Source organism: Campylobacter concisus ATCC 51562, assembly GCF_000466745.1.
Classification (GTDB): domain Bacteria; phylum Campylobacterota; class Campylobacteria; order Campylobacterales; family Campylobacteraceae; genus Campylobacter_A; species Campylobacter_A concisus_B.
Window position 1 is genome coordinate 1 of sequence record NZ_ANNI01000013.1, and the last position, 9079, is coordinate 9079.

Annotated in this window: 10 protein-coding genes and 1 tRNA gene; 5 read left to right on the forward strand and 6 right to left on the reverse strand. The window is 37.9% G+C overall.

Annotated elements, in window-relative coordinates:
* Window positions 1-51 precede the first annotated feature (51 nt).
* The 4 genes from ATCC51562_RS09250 to ATCC51562_RS09260 all read right to left on the reverse strand — a co-directional run bounded on the left by ATCC51562_RS09250 (window position 52) and on the right by ATCC51562_RS09260 (window position 2859).
* Window positions 52-139: transfer RNA gene (locus ATCC51562_RS09250), tRNA-Ser, on the reverse strand.
* A 174-nt stretch (window positions 140-313) separates the two neighbouring features.
* Window positions 314-391, reverse strand: a complete 78-nt coding sequence (locus tag ATCC51562_RS10010) for a GNAT family N-acetyltransferase (RefSeq protein ID WP_414531055.1) — start codon at window positions 389-391, stop codon at window positions 314-316.
* A 257-nt stretch (window positions 392-648) separates the two neighbouring features.
* Window positions 649-1452 carry a M48 family metallopeptidase gene (locus ATCC51562_RS09255; RefSeq protein ID WP_021091964.1) on the reverse strand — a complete coding sequence of 268 codons (804 nt, stop codon included), beginning with the start codon at window positions 1450-1452 and terminating at the stop codon, window positions 649-651.
* A 438-nt stretch (window positions 1453-1890) separates the two neighbouring features.
* Entirely contained in the window at window positions 1891-2859 is a 969-nt protein-coding gene (locus tag ATCC51562_RS09260; protein WP_021091959.1) for a putative transporter, read from the reverse strand.
* A 108-nt stretch (window positions 2860-2967) separates the two neighbouring features.
* Between ATCC51562_RS09260 and ATCC51562_RS09265 the strand changes: the two genes are divergently transcribed.
* The gene (locus ATCC51562_RS09265; RefSeq protein ID WP_021091963.1) at window positions 2968-3414 is read left to right on the forward strand and encodes a DUF411 domain-containing protein; all 447 of its coding nucleotides are present in this window, start codon (window positions 2968-2970) and stop codon (window positions 3412-3414) included.
* Window positions 3415-3460: 46 nt separating this feature from the next.
* Here ATCC51562_RS09265 and ATCC51562_RS09270 read toward each other — a convergent pair whose 3' ends face one another.
* Window positions 3461-4774: a sodium-dependent transporter gene (locus ATCC51562_RS09270; protein WP_021091962.1), complete on the reverse strand. Its 1314-nt coding sequence runs from the start codon at window positions 4772-4774 to the stop codon at window positions 3461-3463.
* Between the two features lie 201 nt (window positions 4775-4975).
* On the opposite strand from ATCC51562_RS09270, the gene ATCC51562_RS09275 reads away from it, so the two are divergent.
* From ATCC51562_RS09275 to ATCC51562_RS09285, 3 genes are all read left to right on the forward strand, one after another.
* Entirely contained in the window at window positions 4976-6286 is a 1311-nt protein-coding gene (locus ATCC51562_RS09275; RefSeq protein ID WP_223154647.1) for a hemolysin family protein, read from the forward strand.
* Window positions 6287-6538: 252 nt separating this feature from the next.
* The gene (locus tag ATCC51562_RS09280; protein ID WP_021091961.1) at window positions 6539-7384 is read left to right on the forward strand and encodes a fumarate hydratase; all 846 of its coding nucleotides are present in this window, start codon (window positions 6539-6541) and stop codon (window positions 7382-7384) included.
* Window positions 7385-7393: 9 nt separating this feature from the next.
* A complete protein-coding gene (locus tag ATCC51562_RS09285) occupies window positions 7394-7954 on the forward strand; it encodes a Fe-S-containing hydro-lyase (protein ID WP_021091960.1) in 561 nt (186 codons plus the stop codon).
* Window positions 7955-7986: 32 nt separating this feature from the next.
* On the opposite strand, the gene ATCC51562_RS09290 is transcribed toward ATCC51562_RS09285, so the two are convergent.
* A complete protein-coding gene (locus ATCC51562_RS09290) occupies window positions 7987-8460 on the reverse strand; it encodes a hypothetical protein (protein ID WP_021091958.1) in 474 nt (157 codons plus the stop codon).
* A gap of 96 nt (window positions 8461-8556) precedes the next feature.
* Between ATCC51562_RS09290 and ATCC51562_RS09295 the strand changes: the two genes are divergently transcribed.
* Complete coding sequence (locus ATCC51562_RS09295; protein ID WP_021091966.1) at window positions 8557-8931, forward strand: RidA family protein; 375 nt, start codon at window positions 8557-8559, stop codon at window positions 8929-8931.
* Window positions 8932-9079 lie beyond the last annotated feature (148 nt).

The following is a 9079-nucleotide window of genomic DNA, read 5'->3' on the forward strand; positions in this document are numbered from 1 at the left end:
AGATTTTATTGCTGTAATTTGCTTATTAATTCTGTGTGTTTCTTAATATGGTGGCGGGTAGAGAGAGATTCGAACTCTCGGTGAGTTGCCCCACACACGCGTTCCAGGCGTGCTCCTTAAACCGCTCGGACATCTACCCATGAAGAAGTGGAATTATATCTTTATTTGCTTAATGCTTGGTTTTTAAAGTTTAGCCCCAAGATAACGACATCTTTGTACTTGCCATCCATCAGACAAATACTGGGCAATTCACCCCATTTTTCAAAGCCAAATTTTAAAAATAGCCTAAGAGTTTCTTCATTTTCACTAAATATTAGAGCGATAATTTTTTTAAATTTAGCCTCTTTGCCTCATCTAGACTTTGACTTAAAAGCTGCTTACCAATACCCATGTCAAGAGCCTTTTTAGCTACATAGATGCTTATTTCTACACTTATTTTGTAAGCTATTTTAGGATTAAAATCACTAATAAAACATCAGCCTAAAATTTCGCCATTTTCTTTATATACAAAAATTAGGCGAGAGTTGTTATGGGCTTTAAACCAAGACTCTTGCTAACTAGCCGAATATTAGCAGTCGTAGTTTTTTAAAATGTACTAGTTATAAATTTGAGCAACCATTAAGATTGCTCAAATTTATTCGATCAAGTCTAACCTTTTTTAGCAGCTTGATAGACTGGCTCAAGCTTTGCTGCGATCTCTTTTAAGTCCTTGATCCTGCTCTCATTTGATGGGTGTGTGCTTAAAATTTCAGGCACCTTTCCGCCACTCATCTTGCTCATTTTTACCCAGACTTCGACCGCCTCTTTTGGATCGTATCCAGCTCTTGCCATTAGCTCAGTACCGATGTGATCAGCCTCGGTCTCATGCGAGCGAGAAAACGGCAGAGATATGGTGTATTCGCTAGCTAAATTTAAAGCATTAGCTCCAAGATCGCCAAGGCCAGTAGCTGTGGCTATTGCAAAGATGCCTATGCTTTTCATCTGATCAGCACTTGCTTGCTCCCTGCTGTGCTCCCTAAGAGCGTGTGCGATCTCGTGTCCCATGACCGCAGCTAGCTGTGCATCTGTTAAATTTAGCCTTTTTATGATGCCACTATAAACGACTATCCTTCCCCCTGGCATACACCAAGCATTTAGCGTATCCTCGTTAATAACATTTACTTGCCACTTCCATTTTAGAGCGTCATCTCTAAAAACACCAGTTTGAGCGATGAGCCTTTTAGCGATATCTTGAACTCTTTTTGTAAGGATTGGATCGACATTTAGCTCGCCTTTACTTCTAGCAGCTGTTAGCGTCTTGACGTAGGCTTGGGCCGAGCTTTGCTCCATAGCTTCTGATGAGACTAACATAAATTGCTTACGATCAGCACCAACAACGCCTGCTTTTGTAACGCTTGAGCAGCCAGTGAAGAGCAAACTAGTCGCTAACAATGTAAGTAAAAATTTTTTCATTTTTATCCTTTTTGGACTAAAATTTTGCGTATTATAGCCTGAGTTAGATATGTATTGTTAAACGAGGGGGAAATTTAATTTTTGGAGCTGAAACGGCTTGCAAATTTTAAAATTTGTCAGAAATTTTCTAAAATAAAACGCATGCAGTGCGCCAGCACGATTGCATGCCACTCCTAACGTGCGAGGGGTTTAGGGGATTTAAAAAGGGGGATAAGGGGACGGCTTCGTAATTCAAGTCCCCTTATCTCCCTTTTAAATAAAAAGAAATTTACGAATTTAATAAAGCTATTTTACAAATTTTAAAATTCCATTCACTCGCAAGAATTGACTACTAAAATTTGGCTTCGCTTATAGCTTAGCTCAAATTTTAGAGCCGAAATTACTCGCTAATGAAATTTTAAAATTTACTAGAGTTTATTTGGTATGTAAATTTAACCCCTACGCTTTGTAGTTTATATTTCTCTCAAACTCTCTCAAACGTTTATTTACGGATCTTAACTCTGTTATTGTCGTCCAGTTATCGATAAAGACGCTAAAACTCTCTCTAACTTGAGAAAAAGCATTGCTAGCTTGTATAAGCACACCAAGCGTTATAACGCCGCTAAATAGGCCATTTCCCATGATGACATAAGGTACGATGACAAGAATTTGTGAAAAAGAGATGAGCCAAAGATTAAAGTAGCCATAGTGCAAAAATAGTTTGTAATAATTTAACTTTACGCCCATAAAAAGCTCTAGCATGACGTTTGGCTGGCAAAATTTAGACTTATCGTCTTCGCCGTAAACTAGCTCTTTTCTAAACGCCGCTTCTGCTTTTTGATTGTTATACTCGATATGCGGGAGTTTAATACCAACAAACCACGAAATAATAAGACCACCGATGCTAATTATTAAAGCGATATAAACAAGCGAGCCTTCGATATCTTTGATGTAAGGCAAACTCACGCTCTTACTTAGCTCCCAAAGCACTGGTATAAAGGCAATTAGCGTCATGATCGCCCTTAAAACCTGCACACCAAGGCTTTCCATTATTTTGGCAAAGCGGTAGACATCTTCTTGGATACGCTGCGAACTGCCTTCGATGTCACTTTTGCAGTTTTGCCAAAATTTTAGATATCTAAACGTCATAGCCTCTCTCCAGCGAAAGACCCAGTGGCTAGCAAAAAACGAGATCACAGTGTAAGTCACGACGTAAGGCATAGCGATTTTTATAAAGTTAAAAATTTCTCGCCAAAACTCACTTACATCATGATCTTTTGAGTTTTGCACGATGTCGTAGAAATTTTTATACCACTCGTTTATACGGACATTTAGGTGCGTTTGATAGATAAGAAGCAAGATGATAAATATCGCTCCGCCATAAGCCCAGAGTGCCCATTTTTTATCTTTAAAAAATGATGAAAACATAAAGTGCCTTTTGTAAATTTTGGCGAATTATAGCAAGCAATATTAAGCATTTATATAAAATTTAAATGTGAGCTATATCATTTTGCAAATTTTACGTAAAGGAAAATGATGAAGAAATTAGCATTTTTGGCTCTTGGCTTTTTTGCAACATTTGCGTTCGCGGCTGATATGAAGGTCTATAAAAGCCCAACTTGTGGATGTTGTACTAGCTGGGGTGAGGCGATGCAGAAAGCTGGATTTAGCGAAGAGACCATCAAAGTAGATGATATAGCAAAAGTTAAGAAAGAATTTAACGTGCCGCTAGAGCTTTCAAGCTGCCATACAGCAATCATCGATGGATATATCATAGAAGGTCACGTTCCAGCTGACGAGGTAAAACGCCTACTAGAGCTTAAGCCAAAAGACGTAGTTGGTATCGCAGTACCTGGCATGCCGATGGAGAGCCAAGGTATGGAGCAAGGCAGTAAAGCTGAGCAATACGATGTTATTTTATTTAAAAAAGATGGCTCACAAGAAATTTTTGCCACTTACATCGGCACAAAAAAACTAAGATAACTTCAAAAATTTTTAAATTTAGCTCATCTTTTTTAGCGAGCTAAATTTAAAAAGAAATTCCTTTACTTACGGCTATGATACAAAGTAAAAATGTTAGCGGAACGTAGATAAATTTGCCTACAAAATACCAGAAATTACCATAAGATTTATTTGCTCCAGAATTTATCTCGTCTAAAATTTCATCTTTTTTAATAATCCAAAACCAAGAAATAGCTCCGATTACCGCACCAATTGGGATGATATAGATCGACACAAAGTCCATCCAGGGTCCCCAACTACTAATAGGCTCCATAAATGCTCCTATGCCAAAGCAAACTGCACAAAGTAGCGTGAGTGTCCAAAATCTATTAAGAAACGGAAATTTATGCATTAGTGACTCAGCGACTACTTCAAACATATTTTGAAGCGAGGTGATACCGCCAAAGATAACAGCTGTAAATAAAATAATGGCAAAAATTTGTCCACCGATCATGTTTTGTAAAATTTTTGGAAGCGTTACAAAAAGTAGCTTTGGACCTTCGGCTGGATCCATAGCATAGGCAAAGACCGCTGGGATCATAACAAGAGCGGCTACAAGAGCTGCGATAGTATCAAAAAAGGCCGTAGTTTTAGCACTCTCAACGATATCTTCATCTTTTGAAAGGTAAGCTCCATAAACGATCATGCCAGATCCTGTGATAGAGAGCGAGAAAAAGGCTTGACCCATCGCAGAAACCCATACCATCGGGTCTGCAAGCTTACTAAAGTCAGGAATAAAAAGGAATTTATATCCATCAAATGCATTTGGCAGCATCGCAACATTTATAGCCAAAATGCTAAACAATACAAAAAATAGTGGCATCATTATTTGATTTGTTTTTTCGATACTTTTTGCTCCAAAAAATAGTGTAAGAAGCGTGCCAACAACGATGATAAAATGATAAGGCAAGACTGAGTAATCTTGAAGTGCAAATGAGTTAAACCAAACGTTCGTATCAACGCTCATAAATGAGCCAGTAAGTGCCTGAGTAAGGGCTTTTAGTACGTAGGCGATGATGACTGCGTAGCCGATGGCTATACAAAGTGAGCCAGCAAGCGGAAGCCAGCCAATAATACTGCCTACAATGCCTAAATTTCTACTCTCCCATGCGTATTTATATGAGCCAAGTGTGCCAGTTTTTGCACGTCTGCCGATCGCATACTCCGCACTTAGACCAACGTATGAAAAAAGAGCTATAAAAAAAACATAGATGAGTAAAAACGCTGCACCGCCATTTGTGCCAAGTTTATAAGGAAAGCCCCAGACATTTGCCATGCCAACTGCTGATCCAACACAGGCCAATATAAATGCCCAGCGCGATGAAAAATTCTTTTTGCTCATTGTAAAATCCATAAATTTAGTGATGAAAATAATGTTATCAAAATATGATTTAAGAACTTTTTATAAATCTTAAATTTAAGAAATGTTGTTACTTTTGGGCGCGGATAATTTGACCGCTAAATATAAATTCGCTATAATCAGGCAAAAATTTTTAACTCTTAAGGATCATAATTGAACCCCAGTAGCGATAATTCGCTTTTAATGGTAATACTTGCCATTGTATTCATTTTACTAAATGCCTTTTTTGTTTTATCAGAATTTTCTCTTGTTAAAGTTCGTAAGTCTAGACTTGAAGAGCTTATCAAAGAGAAAAAGCCAAACGCTCAGCTTGCTTTTGAGATGTCAAACAAGCTTGATACCTATCTTAGTGCTACTCAGCTTGGCATCACACTAAGCTCACTTGCTCTTGGTTGGATCGGTGAGCCAGCAGTTGCAAGACTTATAGAAGCACCACTTAAAAATTTCTTCAACTTTAGCGATATCTTAGTTCATACGGTTGGTTTTGCGATCGCATTTACGCTTATTACACTACTTCACGTTGTAATGGGCGAGCTTGTGCCAAAGTCAGTTGCTATCGCGAAGGCTGAGACTTCAGTGTTAAAAATCGCTCGTCCACTTCACTTTTTCTGGGTGCTATTTTCTCCTGTAATTAAGCTTTTTGATATTTTAGCGACCATTGGACTTAAAATTTTAGGTATCCAGCCAGCTAAAGAGAATGAGCTAGCGCATTCTGAAGAAGAGATAAAAATCATCGTTGGCGAGAGTTTAAAGGGTGGCGTGCTTGATAGTTTTGAGACTGAGATCATTAAAAATGCAGTTGATTTTAGTGACACAGTCGCAAAAGAGATCATGACGCCAAGGCGCGATATGATCTGCATAAATAAACAAAAGAGTTTTGAGGAGAATTTACAAGTTGTATTTGAGTCAAAATACACTCGCTTTCCTTATATAGACGGCTCAAAAGATATTATTTTGGGCATGATACACATTAGAGATATTTTGCAACTTCACTTTAGCAAAGATAAAGAGAAGAGTTTTGACTCAATTGTTCGTAAATTTGTCATCGTGCCTGAGAGCCTTTCTATTTCAAAAGTGCTTGTAATGATGAATAAAGAGCAAATTTCAGCAGCACTCGTAGTCGATGAGTATGGCGGCACAGCCGGACTTCTTACGATGGAAGATATAATGGAAGAGGTGCTTGGTGATTTTAATGACGAGCACGATGAGGTCGATCAACACTACAAAAAGATAAATGACAATATTTACGAATTTCAAGGCAGATATGATCTAGAGAGCGTTGAAGAGGTTCTTGGCATAAGCTTTGATGAAGAGACAGATCAAGTAACGATCGGTGGATATGTCTTCAACTTAATCGGTCGTTTGCCAGTTGTGGGTGATAAGATCGAGGATGAAAACTGCTACTACGAAGTAAGAAAGATGGATGGAGCCAGTATCTCACGAGTCAAAGTTAGAAAAAAGATAAAAAATGAAGAGGAGAGCATTCAGTCTTAAATTTATATATTTATGGCTTTAACTGTTTTCATATAAGCCATGCTATATAAATTTCTATAAACATTACGGTGCTCTAGTATAAATTTTGTCATCTCTTATTTCACTAAATTTTTGTTTTAGATAAGTCTTCTAGTTGTAGTCAAGTAAAATAAATCCTTATGAATTTTTTAGCAGATATCTAGCAGTAAAATTTAATCTTAAATTTTAAATATAGTTAATATAATTAAAAATTGTTTTTTACGAGGAGTAAAGATGAGAATAATAAATACAAAAGATATAAGAGAAGTTGTTGCCAAGCTTTGCAAACAGGCCTGTTATGTCGTGACGCCAGATTTAAAGGCTGCTTTTACAAAGGCTCAAAGTAGCGAAAGTTCGTCACTAGGCAAAGACATTTTGGGCAAAATTTTACAAAATGCTAAGCTAGCAGAAGAGGGCGTTGCACCTATATGCCAAGATACAGGCATGACGGTTGTTTTCGTACAGATCGGCCAAGATGTGCATATTGAGGGCGGATATATTGAAGATGCGATAAATGAGGGTATTGCGGAAGGCTACACTGAAGGTTATCTAAGAAAGTCAGTCGTTGCTGAGCCACTTTTTGAGAGAAAAAATACCACAAACAACACTCCAGCCGTCATCCACACTAGGATCGTGCCAGGAGATAAGCTAAAGATAAAAGTAGCTCCAAAAGGTTTTGGTAGTGAGAATAAATCAGTTTTAAAAATGCTTGTGCCAGCTGATGGTATAGAGGGTGTAAAAAAAGTCTTTTTAGAGGCTGTAAAATACGCTGGACCAAATGCCTGTCCTCCACTAACAATAGGCGTTGGCATAGGCGGTACGATGGATAAGGCAGCACTTTTGGCAAAAGAAGCGGCAGTTCGTTCAGTCGATAGTAAAAATTCTGATCCAAGATATGCCAAATTAGAAGACGAGCTACTAGAGCTTGCTTGTAAAACTGGCGTTGGTCCTCAAGGGCTTGGTGGTGATACTACCGCCGTAAAAGTAAATGTCGAGTGGTATCCAACTCACATAGCAGGTCTTCCTGTTGCTATAAATATCAACTGCCACGCTGCACGCCACGCAGATGCCGAGCTTTAAGGAGAGAAAATGTCAGAAGTAAAAAGAATAAAAGCACCATTTGATAAAGAGGTGGTAAAAAGCCTAAAAGCAGGCGACAATGTCCTAATATCAGGCACTATCATAGCGGCTCGTGACGCTGCACATAAGGCACTTACTGAAACATTGGCACGCGGCGAAAAACTACCAGTTGAACTAAAGGGTGAGACTATCTACTACGTCGGACCAACTCCGGCCAAGCCAAATCAAGCTATCGGCGCAGCAGGCCCAACAACAAGCGGTAGAATGGATAAATACACCCCAACTATGATAAATGAAGTTGGTATAAATGGTATGATCGGTAAAGGCTACAGGAGTGACGCAGTAGTCGAGGCTATGAAAAAATCATGCTGTGTTTATATGGTTGCTATCGGTGGTATCGGAGCGCTCATTAGCCAAAGTATCAAAAAATATGAAGTGCTAGCTTATCCAGAACTAGGACCAGAGGCAGTTGCTAGGCTTACAGTTGAGGATTTCCCAGCAATAGTTGCCATTGACTGCGAGGGCAATAACTTCTACGAAGTTGGCCAAGCTCCTTACAAAAAGATATAAATTTATCCCGCTAGCAAGCTAGCTAGCGGACTTTAATAATATCCAAGACACATCGTTTCAGTTAATTTTATGCGTTTTTCAAATGGAGCAGGTGAGAAAAATTTGCACTTTTCAATGTAAATTCTATAAGAATAGCTAAGATTAAAATCATCATAAAATTTCTTCAAGTCTATAAATTTGATGCCGCAAATCTCATGAAATTTAAAGAGCTCGTAGATCTTAGAGCCATTTTTTGCTACAAGATGAGAAGGAGCAAGCGAGGTAAAAGAGCAAAATACGCCTGTTGGAATAAGGCCATTTAAAGGCGTACAGGTTTTTATAGTGTTTTGAAATTTGACTGGAATGCTATTTTTTCTAAGAAAAACTATTCTTGAGTTTTCAAATTTAGCACTTATGACGTTTTTCCAAAAAAGATAAGCATTTGATGAGATGCCAGCATTTTTAGCCAACTCAGCACCGAGCACATAATCATCTAAAAACTCATTTGGTGCGAGTATATTTTGCATCTTCATCCTTTTGAAATTTTGTCCATTATAGCTTTTAGAGACTAAAAATTTAGAAAATTTATAGTAGGATTTTAAAAAATTTCAAAAGGAGAAAATATGAAAAAACAAATCTCAACAAAAAATGCTCCACAAGCGATTGGACCATATTCTCAAGCTATTAGCGCAAATGGATTTTTGTTTATCTCAGGTCAGCTTGGTGTCACACCAGCGGGTGAGTTTGCAGGTAGTAGCGTAGAGGCCCAAGCTGAGCAATCACTTGAAAATTTAAAAAATATCTTGGCTGAGGCAGGGCTTACTTTTGATAATGCTGTAAAGACCACAATATTTCTAGCAGATATGGGAGATTTTGCTAAAGTAAATACTGTGTATGCTAAATTTTTTAAAGAGCCTTATCCTGCCAGAAGTACAGTAGCTGTTAAGACCTTGCCAAAAGACGCACTTGTGGAAATAGAACTTATCGCGGCTTATTAACAGATATTGTGTAAAAGTTCACATAATTTAATGCTTAATTATAATGGAGAGCAAAAACTCTCCAAATTTATACTTCAAAAACTAAACCCTATAAACCTACTAATAAAAATACATACTTTAAAATTTTTAATCGCCAACAATTTTTTCT

Coding starts and splice junctions, on each gene's coding strand:
- ATCC51562_RS10010 (WP_414531055.1), bottom strand. CDS start 391: ATGGGTATTGGTAAGCAGCTTTTAAGTCAAAGTCTAGATGAGGCAAAG.
- ATCC51562_RS09255 (WP_021091964.1), bottom strand. CDS start 1,452: ATGAAAAAATTTTTACTTACATTGTTAGCGACTAGTTTGCTCTTCACT.
- ATCC51562_RS09260 (WP_021091959.1), bottom strand. CDS start 2,859: ATGTTTTCATCATTTTTTAAAGATAAAAAATGGGCACTCTGGGCTTAT.
- ATCC51562_RS09265 (WP_021091963.1), top strand. CDS start 2,968: ATGAAGAAATTAGCATTTTTGGCTCTTGGCTTTTTTGCAACATTTGCG.
- ATCC51562_RS09270 (WP_021091962.1), bottom strand. CDS start 4,774: ATGAGCAAAAAGAATTTTTCATCGCGCTGGGCATTTATATTGGCCTGT.
- ATCC51562_RS09275 (WP_223154647.1), top strand. CDS start 4,976: ATGGTAATACTTGCCATTGTATTCATTTTACTAAATGCCTTTTTTGTT.
- ATCC51562_RS09280 (WP_021091961.1), top strand. CDS start 6,539: ATGAGAATAATAAATACAAAAGATATAAGAGAAGTTGTTGCCAAGCTT.
- ATCC51562_RS09285 (WP_021091960.1), top strand. CDS start 7,394: ATGTCAGAAGTAAAAAGAATAAAAGCACCATTTGATAAAGAGGTGGTA.
- ATCC51562_RS09290 (WP_021091958.1), bottom strand. CDS start 8,460: ATGCAAAATATACTCGCACCAAATGAGTTTTTAGATGATTATGTGCTC.
- ATCC51562_RS09295 (WP_021091966.1), top strand. CDS start 8,557: ATGAAAAAACAAATCTCAACAAAAAATGCTCCACAAGCGATTGGACCA.